This window comes from Priestia sp. 40, assembly GCF_049368575.1.
GTDB lineage: Bacteria > Bacillota > Bacilli > Bacillales > Bacillaceae_H > Priestia > Priestia zanthoxyli.
Genome location: NZ_JBMPZA010000020.1, coordinates 62,551 through 87,087, shown reverse-complemented (window position 1 = coordinate 87,087; position 24,537 = coordinate 62,551). Strand labels below are relative to the sequence as shown.

The following is a 24,537-nucleotide window of genomic DNA, read 5'->3' as shown; positions in this document are numbered from 1 at the left end:
AGGTTATTTAATTTATTATTTTACCGGTCTACAGAGTCCGTCTTCTAAAGAGCAAGAGGACTTATATTAGAATTCCTTTTTGAGTTCTATTTCTTCGTTCCTAGAATCCGTTTTATGTTAACTAAAGACACATACCACTGTAAAGTTTCTGTTGATAACGTGGCCCCCAGTCATTAGACTGGGGGCCACGTTGTTTAAACAGTAGAAAACTACATAAAAGCCTTTATCATTTTATTGATACGTTTTTTTGAGGATTTTGCTTTTTATAATTTCACTAACCAATATAATAACTATGGACAGTATAGATCCTATAAGGATAGCAAAATTGATTACTCCGATTCCAAACCCAGTTAACCCTCCATAAAAGCTACTTATTATTACAATTCCTAGGCTAATTACTCCTATAATTAGAGGTATAAAATATTTTAAAGAAGATACCTTTTTACTCATTCTACTGGAAAGTAGAAGTAAGCATGTAACCGTGAATATTACAATCATATACATTATAGCCATTTTTTAATCCTCCTTCGTATGCATTATAAATATTACCATAATATTCTAAAATGTGTTCAGAATATGCCCAATATGGTTTTTTATTGTAATTGAGTAGAATAGCACACACTGCATTTCCTTTTTGTGGTAATATATATAAATGCTTACTTTATACTGTTAGAAAAAGGAGATAAATAATGTTGCAATCACTAATTTTTGATATGGATGGAACTCTATTTCAAACAGATAAGATCTTAGAAATATCACTCGATGATACATTTAACCATTTACGTACGCTTAACCAATGGGATGCAAGTACGCCTATTGATAAGTACCGTGAAATTATGGGTGTACCGTTACCAAAAGTATGGGAAGCTTTGTTACCTAATCATTCAGATGAAATCAGAAAGTATACGGACGCTTATTTCTTAAACAGGTTAGTTGAGAATATACGAAATGGCAAAGGTGCTTTATATCCTAACGTAAAAGAAATCTTTAGCTTTTTAAAAGAGAATAATTGTTCCATTTACATAGCAAGTAATGGTTTAAAAGATTATTTAAAAGCAATTGTAGACTATTACGATTTAAATAATTGGGTCACAGAGACATTTAGTATTCAGCAAATCCAAACTCTCGATAAGGGCGATTTAGTCAAAACGATTATAAAGAAATACGATATCAAAAGCGCAGCAGTGGTGGGGGATCGCCTATCAGATATCAATGCTGCAAAGGATAATAATTTACTAGCAGTGGGGTGCAATTTTGATTTTGCTCAGGCAGGGGAACTTGCTCAGGCTGATGTGGTAATAAACGATCTAATAGAATTAAGAAATATTGTAACTAAAATAAATAATAGCTTGTCAATTTAATAGGCCTTTATTAAGAGAAACCATTAAATCAGCTTTTAAACAAAGGTGTTTCTCTTTTTGTTAGGATAATTAAGACGATACAAGTTTTAATTAGTAACATTTTCGTCGCCGACATTGTTATAAATTAAGGAACTTTTATGATGAAGAAACTAAGTGTAATTTCTTTAATTTTATTATTTGCTACTCTCGTATTAAAATTTTCAAGTATGCTCAGGGATATCTTAATATCAAGGTTTTACGGTCTTTCTGGTGATTCGGATGCCTATTTTGCGGCTATGAACATTCCTAACATCTGTATCTTGTTCCTTTTGACAGGAATAAAAGAAACATTCTTACCTAAGTATTTTCAATTTAAAGAATTAAACGGGAAACTTTCCTATACATCGATGATGATTAGAGGAACTTTTTATATTGCTCTAATTGGATCAATAATAGGAGTTCTTATTTCTTTAATGGTAATTCCCCTTTTATTCTCGAGTTTTAATCAACAAGGTAAACAAATTGCAGTATGGACAGCCATTTATTATTTCCTTTCGTTAGGGTTTGTTGGAATAAATTCTATATATGAAGGATATTTAGAGGCAAATAGAAAATTTGCTTGGTCGATACTTTCTCAGTTAATCGTAGTTTTATTTGTTATCACAGGACTTATCTTTTTTCACAAAGAAATTGGAATTTTGTCTATTCCTCTCTTTTACTTAATTGGCACAATTGTTTCATTCTTTTTGAAAAAAGCAGGATTTACATACTTCTATCGATATAGAGAAAAGGTAAGTTTAGATTGGAGTAAAATTTCGGAATTTTATGTTTCTTTCCTTCCAATTGGACTTACTGCTGCAGTAGGGCAAATTAATTTATCTGTTGATGCCAGCTATGCTTCTCACTTAGATGAAGGAATTGTCTCAAGTTTTAATTATGCATTTCGTCTAGTTAATATCCCCCAGGCCATTTTTGGTGTAACAGTAGCAACCATGATCTATCCTATTATTGCGAAGGCCTTTCATGACAAAGATATTGTATTGTTCAAGAAAAGCATGGAGAAAGGGCTAGTATATATGTTCCTTTTGTTAGCTCCAGCAATAGTAGGTATGTGTTACTTAATGCCTGAGCTTGTAAAAGTCATTTATACAAATTTCAGCGATTCTGATGCAGCCCTAACTTCTACCTTTGCTATTTTCTTTTTAGGATCAGTTTTAGCTTATAGTATTCAGGCTGTCATTGCTAAAGGGTTATACACGTTAGATAAAGGAAGCGTTATTTTAAAAGCTGGTCTATTTTCCGTTTTTTTAAATATGGGATTCAATTTTATCTTTGTTAAGTTTTTTGGAGCCTATGGTTTAGCATTAAGCTCCTCACTCGTTGGGTTAATTTATTGTTCGATAACCTTTTCATCGTTTTATAAACTCGTTAACCGAATTAATCTAAAGTGGGTAGTAGTACATTATATAAAAATTTCACTTTCAGCGATAGTAATGCTTACTTGTTTAATTTATCTAAAGAAAGTGTACTTTTTAAATTTTACTAACTTGTACTTCTATTTGGGTTTTATAATCATTGGAGGAACACTTATTTACACTTTATTTGTAGGAATCTTTAATTTTAATATTATCTATCCAAAAATCAAAGTACGAATGAAAAAATAAAAAATGACAAAAGACAGCCCTATTTGTTTTGCAGCTGTCTTTTTGTCTACGTCCAATAAAATACTTTTAGTTAGGTAAATACTAAATTATTTTATATATTATTAAAGTTTTACTATTTACACTAAGTGACGACAAAATGGTTATTTTACTTTTTACCATAACCAGCCTATTACTTACTTTCCTTTTAAGAAATTGGTTTATTTACAACAACGTAACAGAAAGTTCATAAAATATTTATTATTGCTATGTTTTTATAAGATAATTTTAACTATTAATACAAAATCAACGTATTATATACATAGATGTAAATGTATAAAGTATGTTATTAAAATTAAAGTTTTATCATTTACTCTAAATGACGACAAATATGGAGTTTTTCTACAAACTATATAAATAGTAAATTATATTTACAGAAAGTAAGTTTATACTTTTGCTTTTAAATAAGTTACAATTAATAAATAATAACTATAATAAATAACTTTAAATATATACTTGATTATAAGTATATTAGATACTTAATGAAGATACTTAGTAGTTTAAATCTTATTATTAGAACTATTATTTCGTTTTAAAGGTTCTTTATCATATAGGTACACATAAATACAAACTTAACCCTTACATAGTGAAGAAAATACCTTAACACAAGTAAGAACTATAAATAAGAAAACACATTTTTCAAAAGGAGAGGTTTTATGCAAGATTTCTCATTAGTACATATAGGAGCAGAAGTAAGGGAAAGAAAAGGCGATTTCAATAAAATCGTTTCACTAATGCTGGACACTACATACTACGATGCCTTAGAAGAAAGAAATGAGCATCACCAGCGAAAAAATGAAGATATGTTTAGTGATTTTACGGATGAAGAAATGATGTACTACTATGTCCATCAACGAAAGCATATCCGAAAGGATCGAGAACGAAAAGAAAATACAAAAAACGAATACTTACGGATTTTATTGCAGTTTTATCAGTATGCGGTAGAAAGTCAGTCGTTTTTACGCCAGGATGTCGACTGTTATATAGAAGAAACTATTTTTAAAAACCTACGTGCTTGGCATATTCGAAACTACCAGACGTATTTAAGCACGGCATTGCTAGGAAAGGGAGGTAAACCTTATTCACCTGCAACTTTAGACGCGAAAATGACGATTTTAAAAAGTTTTATGAAATGGTTACATGAAACGAAGTATATACAGCATCCATTACACAAAGAAATCTTAAGCACCTCATTATCTGAACAAGAAATTCCTAATCGAGATTTGTATTACCATGAAGTCAAACAGCTTCTAGATTACTATAAAGATCATCCTATTAATTATGGATTGTTAACAATGTTGGCGATGACAGGATTACGTGTACAGGAAATAGCTAAAGCTTCGTGGGGAGATGTATATCTAGACAGTTTAAGTGGTCATTATCGACTAAGAGGAGTAGGGAAGGGTGGAAAGAAATTTGATAAGTTACTTCATCCATCGTTATATGAACGCATTCTTGTTTTTCGAGAACGGCGTCATGTCAGTACAGCATTAAATTTAAGTGATCAAAGTCCATTATTTCCAACTAAAGATGGAGACTATTATCAATATAAAAACTTAAGTAATTATATTGTCCGTATTATTGAACGAACCGAGTTACCTTTTATAAAAGAACGGACTGACAGAATTACGCCTCATTATTTTCGTCACTTTTATGCCATCTACAGTAGGCAGCAGGGAGCAGATATCTTTTTAATTCAAAAAGAACTGGGTCACAGTGATCGTAAGACCACCGAGCGTTATCTGGAGAAGGTTTTGCAACGAGAACAAGAAATTGGGCTGATGTGGAAAGAACAAGATTTTTAACTATTATTGCGAGTTGACAATATATTTTAAAGAAGAGCTACTGATTTTTTTCAGAAGCTCTTCTTGTCTTTATGATATGTATCTTATCTAGTTTTAAACCCATCTGTATATAACTCCCATTATCATACATAATAATAAAAATAAACTCTCTCAAAAGGGGCTTTCAGTAGTGAATAAAGAAGAAGTCATTAAAATTTACCAAGATGTTCTAACCAAGAGAAGAAAACGTTTTCCGAACTATTTCTTTGTAGGGGATGAAGGGAAAAAATATATGCGTTATATGACATGTTATTTGCTTGAGCAACACTTAACAGTCCCAATCGATGAAATCCCTTCTCAAGTAACCGCAAATACATTATGGTCTCATCGTCTAAGGCCGCCTGCTATGCTATACGGTTGGAATTATTATGAAGTTATTAATAATGCCTATCCTGGAAAATTTAAACCATGGCAATTTCAACAAGCTCCTGATAAATATTGGGATGGAGAAGAAGGAAAAAGACGAGCTATTGAAGCAGTAAAATATGTAATAGAGGAGAAGTTAAAACTTCCCATGGAAGAAGTACCCTTCAAGGTTAATTTCCATTTTTTTAAACAGCATGGTTTGGGTGGCGCTTTTACTCTTTTAGGCTATTCTCCTTTTCAAATAGTTGAAACTATTTATCCAGGTGTTTTTAGCCCTTGGCAATTTGCCCATGTTCCTATGAATTGTTGGAAAAATGAAGAATATATTCGAGGGGCTATGGATAATTTTTTATTCAAACAACTACATTTCTCTTCATATGAGGATGCTTTTCTTCAATTAAAAAAAATGGATTTTACTGATTTTCAGTTAACTGGTCTCTTTCAAATGGCATTCGATTCTAGAATGAACAACGTGAAGGAATGGATAAAAAACCAACTAATCAATAAAGAGAATGAACTGTTCTACGTAGATTTAGACTAATAAAAGAATTTATTGAAAGAAAAAATCGGAATTAACCTAATTTGATTTCCATTTTTGACTTTTAGAAGTGAAGTATTAATTAATATATGATTACTTGCTTTGGTTCTTTTTCTTCATAAAAAGATATAAAGATTCAGCAAAAAAGAGAAAAAGAAGAAAAAATAGAACGAATAATTCAGCTAATTCCATTACTCTAAAAGGACTGATGGCATTGTAAAGCGCCTGAGAAACATCAAATCCCTGAATAATATCAATCCCTAAAGAAAAGCCCATTAAGCATCCCATCATTAAAACACTAATACCTAGAATTTTCATATCTATCACGCTCCATTTAATAGGTTCTACTATTTCTTCTACGACGATACGTACATATTAATTGTTAATTTTTACATAAAAAACTCTTATATGGTTAAAGTAATAAAAACTTAAAGAAGGGTGCTCAAATTTATGCCTTCGTTTTTTAAAAATCGCAAACAAAAAAATAAACAATCACATGATGAAGAGTATCAAACTGCTAATCATGGAAAAGAACAGCTAGAAGTTTCATTACCAAATAACCTTAATATGATTAAACAGAAAACAGGAAAAAGTTCAGATGTCATTATTCGTGAGATAAAATTAGGCGGCAAAGCTGATATTAATACGGCGATTGTTTACATAGAAGGAATTGTAAACAATCAGGCAATTCAAGAATATATACTTCAATCTATGATGAAAGATAATCATAAAGAAGAAATTAATCAGTACAATGCGATGGGCCTACTTTCTGAAGATATAATGACAGTTGGAAACATAACTTCAATCACTAATTCAGATGATCTATTTTGCTCTTTAACGGCGGGAGATACACTTATCTTAGTAGATGGAGTAAATCAAGCATTAAGTGCTAGCACAGCAGGTGGAGAGAAGCGTTCTATTACGGAATCCACTACCGAAATGGTAGTACGAGGACCCAAGGGAGCATTTACAGAGGCTCTAGGCACCAATACAGCCATGGTACGTCGTATTATTAAGACTCCGGATTTATGGATGGAGTCTTTAAAAGTCGGCCGTGTAACAAAGACGGATGTAACATTCATGTACATACATGGCATTGCTAACGATAAAGTTGTTAATGAAGTTCGTCAGCGATTACAAAAAATCGATATTGATAGTATTTTGGAATCAGGGTACATTGAACAACTAATAGAGGATCAAACAGCTACTCCTTTTCCAACTGTATACAATACAGAAAGACCTGACGTTGTAGCAGGGAACTTGTTAGAAGGAAGAATCGCTATATTCGTGGACGGAACTCCATTTGTACTCATTGCACCAGCTGTATTTATACAATTTTTCCAATCGGCTGAAGATTATTATGCGCGGTTTGACATTGCAACTTCCATTCGGCTTTTACGTATTTTTATGTTTATGATTTCGCTTATCGCACCAGCTACATATGTCGCAGTTACAACCTTTCACCAAGAAATGGTTCCTACAACGCTCATTGTAGCAATTGCAGCACAAAGAGAGTCCGTCCCCTTCCCTGCGTTCATAGAAGCTTTACTCATGGAATTAACTTTTGAGATTTTACGGGAGGCAGGGATACGTTTACCTAAAGCTATCGGCTCAGCAGTTTCTATTGTCGGAGCCCTTGTAATTGGTCAAGCAGCTGTTCAGGCAAGCATTGTTTCACCTGCAATGGTTATTATCGTATCCATTACAGCCATTGCAAGTTTTGCTACACCTTCTTTTAATATGGCCATCTCGGCTCGCTTAATTCGTTTTTTGTTTATGATTGGCGCAGCAACATTTGGTTTCTATGGCATTATTTTATGTCTCTTAATGATGGTTGTCCATTTGTGCAGTCTAAGATCATTTGGAATTCCTTACATGTCCCCGTTTGCCCCTTTTACCCTGGTAGACAACGGTGACACTGTTGTAAGGTTACCATGGTGGACGTTGAGACAAAGACCACGATTAGTGACTACCAACACAGTCCGAGAAGCTGCAAATCAACAACCACGTCCTCCTGCATCTCGTGGCATGGTAAATCGTGATTTCGAAGAGGGTGACAATGATGAAGCGTAAAGGCATTTTTCTTTTAACGATCATGACAATGACTTTAATACTTACAAGCTGCTGGAGTAAAAAAGAATTAACAGACCTTGCTATTGTCGCAGCTATGGGTATCGATAAAACAAAAGATGGAAGGTACCACATAACGCTCCAAATTATCAACCCCGGAAACGTGGCTGGTGGTATGCAAGGAGGAGGAGGAGCACAAAGCCCTCCCATTACTATCTATTCGGCTTCAGGAGACAATCTAGTGGAAGCAAGTAGACGAGCTTCAGGAAGGATTTCTCGGCGATTGTATTATGCTCATACAAACTTAGTTGTAGTTGGAGAGAAGTTAGCCAAAGAAGATGGCATTGACACATTAATTGATGGTCTAGATCGAGATCCAGAATTTCGAAATACTTCTACACTTGTAATTGCCAACCATTCATCTGCAGCTGATCTTATAAAGACGTTAACACCAGTCGATAAGATTCCAGCAAATAAGATACTAAAAACCTTAGAATTTACGCAAAGAAAATGGGGAGAGAATGTAAAGACATCACTCCAAGAGGTGATGAAGAGTCTTGAATCCCCTGGAAGAGGAACAGTTGTATCAGGATTTCGTCTAGTTGGTAATCCTCAGCAAGCACAAAAGCTAGATAATCTTCAGGAAAGTGCACCAGAAGCAACACTTCGCGCTTCCGGGATTGCAGTATTAAAAGAGGGAAAACTAGTCGATTGGTTATATGGAAAACCAGCAATAGGGACAGTATGGATTCTTGATAAAATTCAAGGCACTGATATTAATATTGATTGGAAAGGAAAAAAAGAAGCTATTGCTTATCAAACTGTAAGACAAAAAACAAGCATCTCTGCCCAAGTCAAGAATGGCCAACCTCATATTTCCGTTCATACACGTGTTGAAGGAGATATTGGTGATATGGAGGTACCTGTTGATATTAAAAATCCAAAGGTTATTAGAAAAATGGAACAATCCATCGGAAAAAAAATCGAAAAAGATCTAAAGATGGCTATTGAACGTGCCAAAAAAAACAGAACAGATATCTTAGGATTTGGAGAGGTAATTCATCGTACTAGGCCAAATCAATTTAAGAAATTTAAACAAGAATGGAATGATGTGTACTTTCCAAAGTTAGAAGTGGATATTACAGTAGAAGCTTACATACGTCGAGCTGGCTTGCGAAATAAATCTTTCCTTTCTGGAGTAAAAGAAAATCAAAAGTAAAGAAAAGGAGGTACCAGTTAAATGGAAAAAGCGAAAATTAGCGCCATTCAGCTCTTTATTTTAATGGTCCTATTTGAATTAGGGAGCGCTTTACTAGTACCTCTTGCAATTGATGCAAAACAGGACGCTTGGCTTGCCATTTTACTAGGAATGATATTCAGCTTTGTTCTATTGTTAGTCTATCATAGACTGTATCTCTATTACCCTGATCTTTTGTTTACCGAATACGTACAAAAGATTTTAGGGAAACCCTTAGGATTCGCCTTGGCATTTGTCTATATCCTTTACTTCATGTACGATGCCTCAAGGGTTCTACGTGATTTTGGTGAGATGTTGTTGGCCTTTGCTTATCCAGATACGCCTTTATTTATTGCGAATGCTTTATTAATCCTCGTCATTATTTATACTGTTAGAAAAGGAATTGAGGTTATTGCACGGTCAGGAGAGTTGCTTTTTATTTTTATGTACTTTCTTGCTATTGCAGGATTTATCCTAATTATATCCTCAGGATTAATTGATTTTAAAAATTTACAACCTATTTTGGAGGCCGGCTTATTTCCTGTTTTGAAAGTAGTGATGACTCAGACTTTGTATTTTCCATTTTCCGAAATCATTGTAATTACAATGATTTTGCCGTATTTAAACAACCCCAAAAAAGCTAAGCTCACAATGTTTTGTGCTACTGCATTAAGTGGGGTTAATCTCATTATCACGATGCTCATTAATGTTTGTGTACTGGGAGTTAATTTGACTGCACGCTCACAGTTTCCACTTCTTAGTACGGTCCAGACCATCCAAGTTGCAGACTTTTTAGAGCGTCTTGATGTGTTTTTTATGTTAGCTTTAATTATTACTATCTTCTTTAAGATCTGCTTATTGTTTTATGCAGCTGTAACGGGAGCAGCTAATTTATTTAAGGTTAAATCACCTTCGAGTTTATCTTATCCTTTTGGGCTAATCATTCTTTTTTTATCTATTGCCATTGCAAGTAATGCGCAAGAACATAATCATGAAGGATTAAAGATTGCAATGTTTGTTGTACATATCCCTCTCCTTACAATTATTCCTCCTTTGCTTCTTATTGTAGCTTTCTTTAAAAATAGGAGGAAGCGTGTTAAAAACAATTTCAGTCCAGAATAGGAGGTCGCTTGGATGGAAAAAGCAAGGATTAGTGCCAGTCAGCTATTTATTTTAATGGTTCTATTCGAACTAGGAACTTCTTTGTTACTACCTGTCGCAATACAAGCAAACCAGGATGCATGGCTTTCTATCTTACTTGGAATGTTGGGTAGTTTAATTCTTTTTCTAATTTACTGCAAACTATACTCTTATTATCCAAGCCTTTTGCCTACAGAATATATGCAAAAAATCTTAGGGAAAACTATAGGAAGCGTATTAGCCTTTCTTTATATGTTCTATTTCATATATAATATGGCAAGGGTTTTACGAGACCTTGGAGAGATGTTGTTAACATTTTCTTACTCCGATACGCCTCTGTTTATTGCAAATGCTTTACTCATTCTAGTTATCATTTATACCGTTCGGAAAGGAATTGAAGTAGTAGCTCGATCAGGAGAAGTATTTTTCATATTTATGTATGTACTTGCTGTCACAGGATTTTTCCTAATTGTATGTTCAGGTTTAATTGACTTTAAAAACTTACAACCAGTACTTGAAAAGGGGATTTTTCCAGTGCTAAAAGTTGTTCTTGTTCAAACTTTGTATTTCCCTTTTGGTGAAGCAATTGTATTTTCCATGATTTTACCTTACTTAAACAATCCTAAGAAGGCAAAAGCGACCATGTTATGTGCAACGGGATTGAGTGGTATTAATCTAACTATTACCATGCTTATTAATATTAGTGTATTAGGAGTCGATTTAACTGCACGCTCACAATTCCCACTTCTTAGTACTGTACAAAGCATTCAGGTGGCAGATTTTTTAGAACGGCTTGATGTATTTTTTATGCTTGCTTTAGTCATCGGTGGCTTCTCTAAAATTAGTATATTATTCTATTCTGCTATGATAGGGACAGCCAATTTATTTAAAATTAAATCACCATCTCAGCTTTCCTACCCTATTGGGATAATAGTTCTTTTTATGTCCCTGACAATTTCTAGTAACTTTCAGGAGCATCTGTATGAAGGCATAGGGATAGAGATGTTTTTTATACAAATTCCTTTCATAGCGATTATTCCTGTTCTACTTTTTCTTGTTGCACTCTTGAAAAATAAAAGGAATCAGAAAGCATAATAAATTTGTTTATTAACTTCTGGATATAAAAAGCTTACAACGTAACTACTTATTACAGGCTAGGATTGATAAAAATAAATTTAAATTATGTGAGGTGCCTTTTTTGTATACTTGGTTTTACGATCATTTTATTAATACAATTCTATTTCCTCTTAGTTCTATCGTGATAGTAGCTATCACACTAAGTGGATATGCGTACTTTAAATTCAGGAAAAACTGAATGTCAATAGGGTCTCTTTTTTGACCATTTTTAATATAGACAAATTTTTTGATGACAAAGGTTTATTGTTATATCTGGTGAAAAAGAAGCTATTTCCTAGTGCATGGACAGCCTATAATGCAAGACCAAGAGCCCGCCAAAAGTCTAATTTCAATGGGGAAAATAGCAAAATAAAGGCATGATTCTCATCTTTTAGCTTTTAGTGTCGTTACATTTTTGAAAATAATGGAAAAATAACTTTATTTTAAAATAAGAAAACATAAGGGGAAAATGACACATGGAAATATTTTCAGCAGTTTTAGTTGGAGTTGTAGCATTAGAACATTTATTCATTATGATTCTTGAAATGTTTTTTATACGTTCAAAGGTAGCAAAGCGAGCATTCCAGTTACCTAAGCACTTGGAAGGAGATCGGAATGTAGCTATTATGTTTGCAAATCAAGGATTATATAATGGATTTTTAGCCGCAGGACTCGTTTGGGGACTCATACTCGGATTTAATTCAGTTGGTTATATGGTTCAGTTGTTTTTCATAATTTGTGTGGTAGTAGCAGCTATTTACGGTGGTTTTACATCTAACAAGTCAATTATTATAAAGCAGGGACTTCCAGCTATTTTAGCATTGATTACTCTTTTGTTTGTTATATAGTCATATTTTTTTGTTGGAGACAAAGGAATATAGGACCTTAATCATGTATATTACATATAACTCTATGTCTCGCTTCTTTTATTAACCTTACTTAAAAAGATAAAGGGGTTGACGTTCGGTGGAGAATAATATACGTGATGAAATGGTGGCTGAATTGTTTCTAAACCAAATGATGAATAACTTCAAAAAAAGTAAAATTCTTGGAGAAATCGATCAGTCCTTAAAAAATAAAGATAAAGAAGCTTTTATTCGCTTAACAGAAGAACTTAAATCCGTCTCTTAATAAAAACAATATAAATAGAAGAAACTAGTTAGCCTAAAATTGGGTGCTTTGATTTCCTTACAAGTAAGGAATCATATACAACTGAAGGTAACATAATGTTTTTTCTGGAACACACGAAAAAAACACCCCTTATAAAGTAAGGGTTCCAAAAGGAACACTTTTATTTATAAGCAGAAACACATTATAAATAGTGTCTCATTATAAAACGTGGTAATCTATGTATGCTTCATACTTCGAATACGTATGAACAAACCCTTACAAAAAAGCAACCTTTCCCCAAGTGAATAGCATGAGAGATAAGGCTGCTTTTTATATTTATTGATAATTTTCCCTATGATGTAAGCCTTTTTCTAACTCAATTGTATATCTCAATCTTGTTTGCTTTTTATAAAGTTCATCAGACAGTTCTGTGAACTCTGCTTCCGTAATCATTCCCTTAATTACTTTAGTAAAGAGATCATTGATGTGTTGAGTGACATCTTTAAGTTCTTTTTCTTTCAATTGTTTCAATCCTTCAAATCAAATTCCCCTAACTATACTACGAAGTATGAATATATAAAAGAGGTAGATTCACCCTTTTTGAATTATTTTCTTGATTATATATATTATTATAATTTATCTTACAAATTTTGGCGTATTGTGGTGTAATGACTTAGCTAAGCTATTTTCTTGTGAGAATAGATCTAAACCTAACTTTTTCTTTTTTTTGCAAAGTAACATTCAGAATTCCTAAAGCGCTCGCAGTTTTATTTAAACTGCGAGCACTTTTTTTACTTTCTTAAAAACAGATCAATTAATAGAAAAGAGATTAGAATTGCTAAAAGTATAGATACTATGTTCGTCTACCATTTATTCTTTGAACTAGCAAAAGACCCCCAAATGGACTGATTTGCTATTGTATGAGTATGAAAATAGCCTGGCTAGACAAAACTGGCAAAGACGCTGTGAAGCGTCTATTTAGTAATGCTCACTGTTGCAAACTGAAGAGCGTAAAGCAGAAAAACTACTTAAAAAAATTAATCAAACAATTAGTTAAAATAGTTTTTCTGTTCTTCAACTTACATAAGGTATAAATACACTCATATAAACATTGATATTTAACAATACGATGTGTAATCATAGTCCTCTATTACATAATTTCATTGATACTTATGATGGCATAAAGTCTCTATACGTTGTAACTTAAAGTATTTCGTTATAAATAAAAAAACTCTTGGGATATCCTCAACTGAGAGTTTTTTTGTTTTAACGATTTAAAGAGATGTTTCTATTTTTGAATAGAAACATCATGTAGAGAGCAAGCTACTCAAGAATGATTAAAGCTTCAAAATTACAATGTAAAGTATTGATGATAAGAGCTAAAAAAGCACCTTAAAGAGAAGGTGCTTTTTTGGTTGGAAGGAATGACTGATAGATGAAACTATTCTTCAATTAAATCCGTAATATATATGAAAGCTAATATATATTGGATGGTGAAAAGAATGAACGACCAAGTACTAACTCTCGTACTTATATTATTTACATTCTCTATATTCCTGAACATTTTTCAGTACGTTCAAATCAAACGCTACAAACTAAATGAACAATCTTTTAAAGTCTCTTGGCAAGAAGCGATGAATTTAAAAAAACCTATAAGTTTGTTTGCCTGGTGGATGCTGGCATCTTCTTTACCAATTGCCCTTATTTTTGGTTTTGTTTCTTTATTCATAAATTAAAAACAGACTCTCTGAGTAACAAGAATATATGAATATTGTATACAGAGCTCCCTCTATAAATTGAGTCATATCAAGGGTTTATAGGGAGAATATAAAATATAAAAAATTTTTTTATGTCTATTCCAAACCTTATATTCTTTTTCATGTAAATCAACACCCACAATGATTGGATAGAGGATTATCTGAGGTGGCTGTTGAAACTGGAAAGTTCATTTCCTGCCATGCGGCAATTCCCCCCGTTAACTCTTTTACATCATACCCTTGTTCCAATAAAGATTTAGCAACTTTAGCAGCTGTATTGCACCAAACATCCCAACAATAAAGAATAATCTTTTTGTTCTTGGGAATCTCATTTAAACGATTGGCTAATTCTTGTTCAGGTATAACATGGGCATCCTTAATCGTTATACTTCTTACATGAGCAGGACCATTCCTAACATCAATTAAATAGTATTGTTCTGGATTCATTTTCTTTGCTTTTATGTAATCCATGGGGCTTATAGTCGCTTGAAGACGTGCATTAAAATAATCGAGTGCGTTCATTTGGTATAACCTCCAATTTTCTATAGTGACTTCCAAATTCTAATCAAAAAACCTTTCAGCAATTGTCTTTCTTGTTGGTTTAAAGGTGTTAAAACTTCTGATTCTACATCGGTCAGGAATTCCCAACGTGAATTCAGTACTTCCTTGCCTTTTTCCGTAATTAAAAGACTATAAGATCTTCGATCATTAGGGTTCTTGGTTCTTTCTACAAATCTTAACGTTTCCAAATGATCAATATGACTGACCATAGTCGTTCGATCAATTTGTAGGTTGTCGGATATGTCTTTTTGAGAAGAGTATGGGTTTTCCTCAATAAATAAAAGAACGCCATATTGTCTTGAATTGATATTAAAAGGGGCCAGTCCTTCAGCAAATTTTTGTTCCATTTGTTGAAGAGCCTTTCCAAGTAAAAAACCATAAGATTGATTCCATTTATTCACCTAAGTCCTTACCTCCTTATATAATCAGTACAGTATATAATCAGTATAACTGACTATATTTTAAAAAACAAGTAAATACTTATAGTGATTTGCTATCATAGCAATAGTGGGATTTTTTAGATAATTTTAACATAAATTTGATTAGAGGAAATTAAAAATAGAAAACTGATTAATTAATAATAATTTAGAACTTTTTCTATTATGAACGAGCATAACTTTATCATCCGCAAATTAACTTTTTATCTAAAAAGTTAAAATTACATTCATAAAAATATACGTTTATAGTTAACATAAAACGTATTATAGGAACAAAAAAAGGCAACTAGCTACATAGTCGCCTTTTTTTGTTTTACTGGTTTACTTATCAAATACTGAATGATTAAAAGAACCACATAACCTATAACTGTACCAAACGTGTTGAGTAGAACATCATCAATATCTGAACTACGACCTATAAAGTATTGAATAAATTCAATTAAACATGTAACAGATAAACCTAAAATTGTTACTTTTTTAATTGAATGATATTTTCTCCAAATAAGGGCTACAAAAAAGCCTAAAGGTAAAAATAAAATAACATTTGCAGTTAAATTTAAAAGCGATACGCTGTTCCATTCATCGACATTTGTATTTGTTTGAAAGAAGTATTCGTAAAGGGTATGAAATGGTAGGATATTTACATGAGAAAGCTCATTTGTAAAATAAATATCAAAAAAAGGTTCTCCAGTATCTGTAACAATACCCGCATTCCAATTTGGAACAATCGTTTGAGATGCCAAACCAATAAGATATAATACAAACACACCTAAAATAAGTTCCTCTTTAAAAGATGTTATCTTTCTTTTCTTTTTTAAAAAGATAAAACGAAACCCTACATAAAAGGGTAATGCAGCTAAGATATACCCAAGCATATCTTCTACATATAAAGTGATTAAACCCATTAAAGCTATTTCAACACCAATCTATTCTAAAATAACAAGACCACATTATACCATTAAATTAAATAATAGGTAATAACTATCTACTAAATGAAAAGCTAGTCAACATAATCCAGATTATCGGTACAAAAAAGCCTTTAAGAAAATATTATCTTAAAGGCTTTTTTGCCATTACAAAGGATATAGCAGCAAAAAGTATTAGAAATACTGCTAAGAACAAATAAGCAGCACCTTCAAAACCTCTTACTTCGACATAACCAATGTAAAAAAGAACGATTGAAGCTATTACTGTTAAGGTTGCAGGAATCATTCTAACAGGTAGTTTCCATTTCATACGCCTAAATAGCCAAGTCATCAATAATACAATTAAACCTGGTAATAAACCAATAAGTAAAGGAACACCAATCATCATTATCTATCAGCCTTTCAAAATACCTTTTTATACCATATTAACATATATATTCTTAAAAAAGGTCTGTATACGATATACAAATTAAGTTTACATAATACCAATTATCGGAAATAAAAAATCCTGAAAAGCTCTATTATGAGAACTTTTCAGGATCCTCTACATAAAAATCGACATAACCGCAGCTTGAGCAAACATAAGGTACTAACTCACTATAATTGCCGTTGTTATTCAATACTCTGCTAGGCGTTTTGTTTATTCCCACTGTTCCAGGGGATGATTGAATACGTGCTTTGGTTAAAGTTGAATCACATTTAGAACAATTTTTACTATACATGTTTATCCTCCACTTAATTCCAATATATAGTCACTTTAACATTTTATATTGCTGTAAATAAAGGATTTTAACTGTGTATATAGTATACAAATCTAGTTTACATAATCACTCTTTCCGGAACACAACTCAAAAACGAGTCCTTGATACACAAGGGCTCGTTCGCTTTTAAATTTATCGTTTATACAGCTTTTTATACATCCTTGATATGAAAGGCTTTCTTAGAGGAATAGGTAAAGAAAGAATGCATAAAAAAGCTGTCTTTTATACATATGCTGTAGCCCCCTGAAATAGTATCTTTATAAAAAGGCTTCTCTTCCTCGCCAAAAGGACCGAGAAACATCTTTGATTTTTAATTTATATTTCAAGTTATGAAAGTTAACATCTGTTAATTTATATATATCTTTTCCCTATCTGACTTCTATTTACCCATAATCAGATAGGGTCTTTTTTTATAATTGTAATTTGTGAGCCACGATTATTAATTAAAATCTATTGATATTTTTTGGTATAATTAGTTATTAAAATAAATAAACGGGAGTGTAACAAATAATTGGAAAGATTATTATTAGTGGATGATGAAGTAGGGCTATTAGAGATGATGGATGCAGCTCTAAATCTTGAAGGTTTTCACTTAGTAGATAAAGCTACTACTTCTCATGAAGCTTTAAATTATGTTCGACAACATCAATATTCGGTAATTTTATTAGACGTTACTTTACCTGATATGGATGGATATTTATTGTGCGCCGGAATAAGAGAAGTAACAAATACACCTATAATGTTTCTTACAGCTAGAACCTCTGATTTAGATGTTCTCACCGGCTTAAATGTAGGCGGTGATGACTACATTACCAAGCCATTTAAACCACTAGAAGTAATCGCGCGAATTAGAGCGAAAATTAGAAGGGAACAAAATTATAGAGAACCAGATAAATCTGAACGATTAGAGTATAAATATGGTTTTTTAACCCTTAATTTAGCTGGTGGTCAACTTTTTGTTAAAGGTTGTGAAGTGCCCTGTACTGCCAAGGAATTGCAATTATTAACTTTCTTTTTTAAGAATCCAAATTATATTATTAGTACACAAGATTTGTACGAGAAGATTTGGGGAAATGAGAGCTTAGGAGATACTAATACAGTAATGGTTTATATTAATCGGATTAGGAAAAAGATTGAACAAATTCCCAATAACCCTGAGTTATTAATCAATGTCAGAGGTTTAGGATATAAATTTATACCCCCTAAGGGTGAACGGGCTTGAAAATAAGAGTAAAGTTTATCCTTTTATTTCTAATTACTCTATTCTTACTTTTAAACCTTGTATACTTTGGATTTGCTTTAGTTAATTCATTTAGTTTGGATTTAATTGATTTTTTTATAGAGGATCATACATTAAACGAGAAGATTAGTAATTTTATTATTAAATATCATACATTGATAATACTGACCTTAGTAATCTTTAGCTATGGTTGGATATTGAGCAACCCTTTATTCCATATATTAGAGTGGATTAATTACCTATCTCAGGATAAATATGAAGAGCCAATGGGCAAGAATGGTTTATCCAGAAGTGTTTCTCCAAGGACAAAAAATATAAAATATACATTTGTTCTATACAAAAACATTTTAAACCAGTTACAGTACTTAACTAATTCCCTAAAAGAAAGCAAAAGAAAAGACAAAGAGATTGAGAAGAAGAAGAGAGAGTGGGTAGCAGATATTGCCCATGATTTGAAAACTCCACTTTCTTATATAAAAGGTTATTCCTCTATGCTCTTATCTAGTGATAAGTGGACTGAAGAAGATCGAATTTTATTTTTAAAGAAAATAGAAGAAAAAACGGAATACATGGAGACTTTATTACAAGATTTAAATGATACATTTAAATTTGAGTATCAGAATGAAGATATAGTTAAACAAGAACAGGATATAATAGCTTTTGTTAAAAAGATCGTTATTGAATTTGCTAATAATCCATTGGCTACAGATTATAAAATTGAGCTTTTTAATGAAATGGACGAAGAAGAGTTTTATTATTCGTTTAGTGCTCCTTTACTTCAACGTGTGTTAAATAATTTACTTGGAAACGCTATTGTACATAATCCTAAAGAAACGAATATTAGCGTTGTAACAAAGGTAGAATCAAATATTTTAATGGTTATTGTTAAAGACGATGGAGTAGGAATTCAAGAAGATATTAGAAACCATATATTTGATCGTTATTATAAAGGTAATTCTGTAGCTAAGAAAAGCTCAGGATTAGGATTACACATTTCTAATCAGTTTATAGAGGCGCACGGAGGTAATATAAAACTTGAAAACAATGTAGAGACTGGAACTTCATTAAGAATATGTCTACCACTTTGAATATATAAAGATTTAGGGTTTAGATAGAACATTAAGATATAAGTTATATTAATTTTAAAAATCACTCGCAATAACTGTTTTAATCCTCTTATCTCTTGCTAAGAATTAAGCGTTAGTATTGACTTATTGAAAAACCTTTTATTTTGTAATAGACAAGACCGTTCTAAAATTTAGAACGGTCTTGTCTATTATGTTACCCCTTCTCTTATTTCCTGGATTTATTACAACATAATTTAATTTTTAAGGTTATGTTAAGGTTGTTTTTCTTCTCTGTTTAACTCCACAATCTATAATACCCTTGAGGTGATTAAATTGAATAAAATTATTGAAACCACTAATTTGGTAAAACAGTATAAGAAATCAAAGGTAGTAAATCAGCTAAACTTATCTGTAGAACAAGGAGATATCTATGGGTTTCTAGGCCCTAACGGTGCTGGAAAGACAACAACCATTCGTATGCTATTAGGATTAATTAAGCCTACTTCAGGGAGCGTTAAAATTTTCGGGAAGAATTTGTTGGAAAACAGAATTAGTATTTTAAGCGAAGTAGGGTCTTTAGTTGAATATCCTTCATATTACGGGAACTTAACAGGTTATGAAAATTTAGAAGCAATCCATAAATTATTACGTATTAAAGATAAAAATCAGATTAATGAAGTACTTAATATTATTGGTTTAACGAAAGCCAAAGACAAACTAGTAAAAAACTATTCATTAGGGATGAAACAACGTTTAGGAATTGGACTTGCTTTGCTCAATTCGCCCAAATTATTAATCCTTGATGAGCCTACTAATGGACTAGACCCTGCAGGTATACAAGAAGTTCGAGAGTTAATTAAAGGGTTACCTTCCAGTTATGGAATTACAGTTATGATTTCTAGTCATTTACTAAGCGAAGTTGATCAAATGGCCAACAAAGTAGGCATTATAAATGAGGGAAATTTAATCTTTCAAGATCATATCCAAGAATTAAGAAAGAAGAGTGCTTCAAAAATCAACATAAGAGTTAACGATCCAAATTTAGCTCAAACAATCTTGAATAAAGAAGGGTGGAATGTATTCCTTAATGAGAATAAAGAAATAGTGCTTAATGAAAATGAAGATAGTAACATTGCATACATTGCCGATAAATTAATGCGTCAACAGTTAGCCATATATTGAATACAAGAAGAAAAACAATCTTTAGAAGATATTTTCCTCCAAATTACACACAAAGGTGGAAGAGTATCGTGAATAATGTTATACATTCAGAGAAAATGAAATTGAAGAGAACCTTTATCACACCGGTTACTTTAATTTATCCTCTTGGAATTGTTATGATATCCTTTTTGCTTATACTGATGCAAAAAAATAATTTTATGGAAAGAAACTATAATATGTGGGATGCAATGGTAGTGATGACTCAATTTGTTATTATGTTATTAATTCCTCTTGCTATCACTATTATAAGTTCGAATTTGATTAACGTAGAGAACCAAACAAATTCATGGAAATTTTTATTTGCTCTTCCAGTAGGTAAATCTCAATTTTATTTTAGTAAGCTTTTTTATTTATTGAAATTATGTTTTTTTTCAGCATTAATCATCTTTATAGGTTTTATTCTAATTGGAAAAACTTTAGGTTTTAGTGGCGGAGTTCCTTATTTACTTTTATTTAAAGCTGCTTTTTTACCCTATTTAGGATCTTTTCCTCTCATTACTTTTCAATTATGGATGTCAATACAGTTTAAAAATCAAGCATTTCCAATTGGTATCGGTATTTTAGGAGCAATTTCTACGTTTTTTTTACAAATGAATGAAAGTACTTCATATCTATTCTGGGCTTATCCAGCTATGATGACGCCAGTTAAGTTATTACTTGTAAATGATTCTTTAGGGGACATTGTAACCAACGATGGGTTGGTACTATATACAACATTGAGTATTATTTTTGGCCTATTATTTTTGCTCATAGGATTAATTAAGTTCAATAAACAACAAGTAGACTAGGAGGGACTATCTTATGTTTCGTAATTGCCTTATGTTTGAATGGTCTAAATTAAGAAGACAAAAAGTATGGATATTATTAATGGTAGTTCCTTTTATCAGCGTAATCCTGGGATTGGCGAGCTTTTTAGGGAACTATGATGTATTAATGGATGAAAAAGGGGATAATGGCTGGCTAGAATCTTGGACACAAATCACTTTATTTTATGGTATGTTACTTCTACCTATCTCTTCGGGTATTTATGCAGCCATGGTTTGTAGAACGGATCACCTAAATGGTGGGTGGAAATTACAATTTTCTTTACCTATCTCTAAAAGCACTATTTATTTATCTAAACTAACTATAATATTATTACTAATATTTTTAATGCAACTGTTCTTAGTTCTATTTTACCTTATTGGGGGTACTATAATTCATATTAATAACCCTATTCCTGTCACTTTTATTCTATCCGCAGTTCTTCTAAGCTGGCTAGGAACTTTTTCTTTATCTGCAATTCAATTGTGGTTATCATTTAAAATTAAAAGCTTTGGGATACCATTAGGTATTAATATCTTCTTATCATTCTTAGTTTTTGCAGCGTATACATCTAAGTGGGGTATGTTTTATCCCTGGGCTCAACCGTCATTTGCTATTTCTACACCAGATGAGAGTCCAGTTCCATCGTATCCTATATTTATAGGTGTAGTATTTATAACTTTCTTGATTTTTGTAACCATAACATCTTTTCGCTTTAAAAGGGCAGATCTAGAAAATTAATCTTACTCATAGAAGGGAAAAAAATAAAAGTGAAACCCACAGAAAAAAATGAAGGTTATCATAAGAAATTGAAAATAATGACAAGAAGCGCTGCTGTATTCTTTTTTCTGCTAGCAGTATATTATTTAATATGGAGTTTTGTAAGAGAAGAAAGTTTCTCAAGCGTGATAATATATCCTATTGCTATTTCATTAGTTATTATTGCAATTGAAAAACTTATATTTGAGAAAAAATCTTTTATTATTTATTTAATTGCCTCAGTTCTTTTATTTGGAGCAGGCATTACATTTATATAAATACAATATAGTCAACTGATAATTGCCTTATAAGGAGAGCCTGCATCATTTTGATGCAGGCTCTTTTTATTCTCTATATTATTTTATAAGTTAGTGTAACAAAAATGGTCATTTCTGTTACAACTGCATTGTTATTAATTAACGGTGTTATGGAGCATTGTTTAATAATAGAAAAATAGAACATTTTTGTACGGGGAGTATAATAGGTAAAGCTTGAATTATAAAAAATAAGTTTTGGTAATTCCTTCTATGAATGAAGAGTGTTCAAAAAAGTATACTTTTACAGACTATGAGTTCGCATAAAAAAATCATCATTCTCGACGTTCGTTTAAATTTGAAAGCAATTTCCGAACGTTCTTTAAGATACATGTAGTTTTCCGAACGTTTTTTCAGAATAAGAAGTAGAAAACACTTTAATTTTTAATAGTACCAACTACTAAAATTATTGATTCATAAACTGGGTGACCTTTACATTCATTCGTTAGATTGCTTTAGCTATGATAAAGAAAAAAGAAAGCTTAACTCTTAAGAGCCAAGCTTTCTTTTTTCTTATTTTATTAAAACCGACACAGTTTTAATTATTAATAAGATTTAGTCGTGTCTATAGTCGTAAGAACCTTTAATAATATCTATTTTCTTATTATTCATACTTACGATATTTTTATCTCTCCACACTATATGTGCAGACTTTGCTTCATCCCAGTAAATTACTCTTTTCTTTGAATTATTATTATTCTGGACTACGCCTTTTATTGTCCAGTTGGTAGTAGCCCCTCCACTTGACTTATAAGCTTTAACAGTATAATTACCATCTGGTGAAGTTGAACTAGAGACTAGTTCTCCACCTGGCAACCTGTTTAAATCATATTCAAGATAATAATAACCCCAGGCAAACAGGAATACTAATATTGTAATAAATGAAACTATAATTCTTCTGATTATCTTTTTCATAGTTAACCTTATTGTCATAAATCACCTTTATAATAAGCTTTACCTAAACAAATGTTTCTTAAATCACGTGAATTATCTCCATATGAACACTATTTTCCTTTAATATGCTATAACGAAGGCTGCAGCTTTCATCAAGATACATGTTGTTTTTATAAATACTTTCATGGTGAATCCTTTCTATATATACATAATTTAATTTATATGGATATACTACATTAAATAACAAGGCCTGTCTTCCTATTGAAGAGAAAAAATACTATGCTTTTCATTCTACATATGGAAATGAAGAAAAAAAGTAAATTAAGGCCTAAATAAAATGAAAAGGCGGTCCTTTAACTAATTAAGGACAGCCTTTCTACTTTTAAAAAGAGCGTAATAAACGAAGAGTCTTTCATAAAATGGATAAATTATTAATTTTTTCTAAAATTATGTTAAAATGTAAATATATTAACTTTAGAATTGAAGAAATAAGGAAGTGTAAAAATGAAGAAAGAGAAAATTTTTATTGTCGCATCTTTATCGACCATTATATTAGGCGGGGTAGCTTCTCTAGGCTATTCATCACCTAGTTATGCATCACAAGAGCAACAATCAAAATTTAATACGAGTAATGATAAGTTGTTAAACGTTAACCATTTAAGTTCTAGCAGTAGGAAGGGGAATGAAAACTTAAAACAGTATAGTTCTAAGGAAATTGAATACGCAAGGGTTTGGTTACAACTTGGATCAAATCAACATATAGATGAATTAAATGTTCAACGTATTAAAGCAGGCACACCACTAAATCCAGATGATTACACCAGTGCTAAATATCCAGAAGATGTTATTCAATTAACCGGTTCTCGGTTGGTAGATGGGGTGGTGACTTACAGTGGCAACGGAAATGGAACCATTAATGTATACAATGTTCCTTTACGTTGGGATGGCATTTACCCTGCTGGAGAAAACTTTTATGCAGATATTATTAAAAATAAAAAGCTAGTGTCTGTTAAAATGGGTGATGATAAAAAAATTATAAAGTTAATAAAATTGCTGAATATTTATGATTAAGCTAACAGATTATATATTATGAATTAAATAATATATTAGTAGAAGCTAAAAAAGTATCAAAGGGTCAATCATATCGTGTTTACTCTGGATCTGAAAAATTAGGACAGCCTTTCTCATATAAAGACCATTTATCCTTACAAAATTAACAAAGCCTCCTTACCTACTTCGGTAAGGGGGCTTTGTTAATTTCCGATTGGACAGGCAAGCTTAATGCATTAGCTTAAACTACCCATTTTGAGAACTTCCTAACCTTTACTTCTGCTG

Annotated in this window: 25 protein-coding genes and 1 pseudogene; 17 read left to right on the top strand and 9 right to left on the bottom strand. The window is 31.8% G+C overall.

The window, feature by feature from the left end; all coding sequences use genetic code 11:
• Window positions 1–231 precede the first annotated feature (231 nt).
• Window positions 232–498 (bottom strand): YesK family protein, encoded by a 267-nt coding sequence (locus ACO1DI_RS22430; RefSeq protein ID WP_224980770.1) that lies wholly within the window; start codon window positions 496–498, stop codon window positions 232–234.
• Between the two features lie 191 nt (window positions 499–689).
• Here ACO1DI_RS22430 and ACO1DI_RS22425 point away from each other — a divergent pair, with 191 nt between their 5' ends.
• From ACO1DI_RS22425 to ACO1DI_RS22410, 4 genes are all read left to right on the top strand, one after another.
• Entirely contained in the window at window positions 690–1,361 is a 672-nt protein-coding gene (locus ACO1DI_RS22425) for an HAD family hydrolase (RefSeq protein WP_423145630.1), read from the top strand.
• 140 nt (window positions 1,362–1,501) lie between these two features.
• Complete coding sequence (gene murJ, locus ACO1DI_RS22420) at window positions 1,502–3,004, top strand: murein biosynthesis integral membrane protein MurJ (RefSeq protein WP_423145629.1); 1,503 nt, start codon at window positions 1,502–1,504, stop codon at window positions 3,002–3,004.
• 692 nt (window positions 3,005–3,696) lie between these two features.
• Window positions 3,697–4,845, top strand: coding sequence for a tyrosine-type recombinase/integrase (locus ACO1DI_RS22415; RefSeq protein ID WP_154974547.1), 1,149 nt, complete (start codon window positions 3,697–3,699; stop codon window positions 4,843–4,845).
• A 169-nt stretch (window positions 4,846–5,014) separates the two neighbouring features.
• The gene (locus ACO1DI_RS22410; RefSeq protein ID WP_154974544.1) at window positions 5,015–5,791 is read left to right on the top strand and encodes a hypothetical protein; all 777 of its coding nucleotides are present in this window, start codon (window positions 5,015–5,017) and stop codon (window positions 5,789–5,791) included.
• A gap of 90 nt (window positions 5,792–5,881) precedes the next feature.
• Here ACO1DI_RS22410 and ACO1DI_RS22405 read toward each other — a convergent pair whose 3' ends face one another.
• Window positions 5,882–6,106 carry a hypothetical protein gene (locus ACO1DI_RS22405; protein WP_154992552.1) on the bottom strand — a complete coding sequence of 75 codons (225 nt, stop codon included), beginning with the start codon at window positions 6,104–6,106 and terminating at the stop codon, window positions 5,882–5,884.
• A gap of 132 nt (window positions 6,107–6,238) precedes the next feature.
• Here ACO1DI_RS22405 and ACO1DI_RS22400 point away from each other — a divergent pair, with 132 nt between their 5' ends.
• The 6 genes from ACO1DI_RS22400 (at window position 6,239) to ACO1DI_RS22375 (ending at window position 12,482) form a co-directional block, all read left to right on the top strand.
• Entirely contained in the window at window positions 6,239–7,861 is a 1,623-nt protein-coding gene (locus ACO1DI_RS22400) for a spore germination protein (protein WP_154974539.1), read from the top strand.
• On the top strand, window positions 7,851–9,077 hold the full coding sequence (locus ACO1DI_RS22395) for a Ger(x)C family spore germination protein (protein ID WP_154992576.1): 1,227 nt from the start codon (window positions 7,851–7,853) through the stop codon (window positions 9,075–9,077). Before ACO1DI_RS22400 ends, ACO1DI_RS22395 begins: the two co-directional genes overlap by 11 nt.
• Window positions 9,078–9,098: 21 nt before the next feature.
• Window positions 9,099–10,217, top strand: a complete 1,119-nt coding sequence (locus ACO1DI_RS22390; RefSeq protein WP_243557791.1) for a GerAB/ArcD/ProY family transporter — start codon at window positions 9,099–9,101, stop codon at window positions 10,215–10,217.
• Window positions 10,218–10,229: 12 nt separating this feature from the next.
• Window positions 10,230–11,330: a GerAB/ArcD/ProY family transporter gene (locus tag ACO1DI_RS22385; protein WP_299634235.1), complete on the top strand. Its 1,101-nt coding sequence runs from the start codon at window positions 10,230–10,232 to the stop codon at window positions 11,328–11,330.
• A 497-nt stretch (window positions 11,331–11,827) separates the two neighbouring features.
• The gene (locus ACO1DI_RS22380; protein ID WP_257042681.1) at window positions 11,828–12,199 is read left to right on the top strand and encodes a DUF1304 domain-containing protein; all 372 of its coding nucleotides are present in this window, start codon (window positions 11,828–11,830) and stop codon (window positions 12,197–12,199) included.
• Between the two features lie 118 nt (window positions 12,200–12,317).
• Window positions 12,318–12,482, top strand: coding sequence for an IDEAL domain-containing protein (locus ACO1DI_RS22375; protein WP_423145628.1), 165 nt, complete (start codon window positions 12,318–12,320; stop codon window positions 12,480–12,482).
• Between the two features lie 315 nt (window positions 12,483–12,797).
• Here the strand turns inward: ACO1DI_RS22375 and ACO1DI_RS22370 are convergent, their stop codons facing one another.
• The 6 genes from ACO1DI_RS22370 to ACO1DI_RS22345 form a co-directional block, all read right to left on the bottom strand.
• Entirely contained in the window at window positions 12,798–12,983 is a 186-nt protein-coding gene (locus tag ACO1DI_RS22370; protein WP_299634240.1) for a hypothetical protein, read from the bottom strand.
• Between the two features lie 1,066 nt (window positions 12,984–14,049).
• On the bottom strand, window positions 14,050–14,190 hold the full coding sequence (locus tag ACO1DI_RS22365; RefSeq protein WP_423145627.1) for a hypothetical protein: 141 nt from the start codon (window positions 14,188–14,190) through the stop codon (window positions 14,050–14,052).
• A 157-nt stretch (window positions 14,191–14,347) separates the two neighbouring features.
• Window positions 14,348–14,740: a rhodanese-like domain-containing protein gene (locus tag ACO1DI_RS22360; RefSeq protein WP_299634243.1), complete on the bottom strand. Its 393-nt coding sequence runs from the start codon at window positions 14,738–14,740 to the stop codon at window positions 14,348–14,350.
• Window positions 14,741–14,760: 20 nt separating this feature from the next.
• Complete coding sequence (locus tag ACO1DI_RS22355) at window positions 14,761–15,180, bottom strand: MarR family winged helix-turn-helix transcriptional regulator (protein ID WP_299634245.1); 420 nt, start codon at window positions 15,178–15,180, stop codon at window positions 14,761–14,763.
• Window positions 15,181–15,506: 326 nt separating this feature from the next.
• Window positions 15,507–16,121, bottom strand: a complete 615-nt coding sequence (locus ACO1DI_RS22350; protein ID WP_299634248.1) for a VanZ family protein — start codon at window positions 16,119–16,121, stop codon at window positions 15,507–15,509.
• Between the two features lie 145 nt (window positions 16,122–16,266).
• Entirely contained in the window at window positions 16,267–16,530 is a 264-nt protein-coding gene (locus ACO1DI_RS22345; protein ID WP_299634250.1) for a hypothetical protein, read from the bottom strand.
• An 884-nt stretch (window positions 16,531–17,414) separates the two neighbouring features.
• Here ACO1DI_RS22345 and ACO1DI_RS22340 point away from each other — a divergent pair.
• From ACO1DI_RS22340 to ACO1DI_RS22315, 6 genes and pseudogenes are all read left to right on the top strand, one after another.
• Complete coding sequence (locus ACO1DI_RS22340) at window positions 17,415–18,125, top strand: response regulator transcription factor (RefSeq protein ID WP_423145626.1); 711 nt, start codon at window positions 17,415–17,417, stop codon at window positions 18,123–18,125.
• Between the two features lie 95 nt (window positions 18,126–18,220).
• Window positions 18,221–19,231 carry a sensor histidine kinase gene (locus tag ACO1DI_RS22335; RefSeq protein ID WP_423145625.1) on the top strand — a complete coding sequence of 337 codons (1,011 nt, stop codon included), beginning with the start codon at window positions 18,221–18,223 and terminating at the stop codon, window positions 19,229–19,231.
• Window positions 19,232–19,543: 312 nt separating this feature from the next.
• Window positions 19,544–20,464, top strand: a pseudogene (locus ACO1DI_RS22330) (ABC transporter ATP-binding protein).
• The gene (locus ACO1DI_RS22325; protein ID WP_299634259.1) at window positions 20,461–21,219 is read left to right on the top strand and encodes an ABC transporter permease; all 759 of its coding nucleotides are present in this window, start codon (window positions 20,461–20,463) and stop codon (window positions 21,217–21,219) included. The pseudogene ACO1DI_RS22330 and the gene ACO1DI_RS22325 overlap by 4 nt, the downstream one beginning before the upstream one ends.
• 13 nt (window positions 21,220–21,232) lie before the next feature.
• On the top strand, window positions 21,233–21,976 hold the full coding sequence (locus ACO1DI_RS22320) for an ABC transporter permease (protein WP_299634261.1): 744 nt from the start codon (window positions 21,233–21,235) through the stop codon (window positions 21,974–21,976).
• Window positions 21,977–22,005: 29 nt separating this feature from the next.
• Complete coding sequence (locus ACO1DI_RS22315) at window positions 22,006–22,272, top strand: hypothetical protein (protein WP_252282364.1); 267 nt, start codon at window positions 22,006–22,008, stop codon at window positions 22,270–22,272.
• 591 nt (window positions 22,273–22,863) lie between these two features.
• Here ACO1DI_RS22315 and ACO1DI_RS22310 read toward each other — a convergent pair.
• The gene (locus ACO1DI_RS22310) at window positions 22,864–23,223 is read right to left on the bottom strand and encodes a DUF5412 family protein (protein ID WP_299634278.1); all 360 of its coding nucleotides are present in this window, start codon (window positions 23,221–23,223) and stop codon (window positions 22,864–22,866) included.
• Window positions 23,224–23,706: 483 nt separating this feature from the next.
• Here ACO1DI_RS22310 and ACO1DI_RS22305 point away from each other — a divergent pair, with 483 nt between their 5' ends.
• Window positions 23,707–24,273, top strand: coding sequence for a hypothetical protein (locus ACO1DI_RS22305; protein ID WP_299634280.1), 567 nt, complete (start codon window positions 23,707–23,709; stop codon window positions 24,271–24,273).
• The last annotated feature ends 264 nt before the right edge of the window (window positions 24,274–24,537 follow it).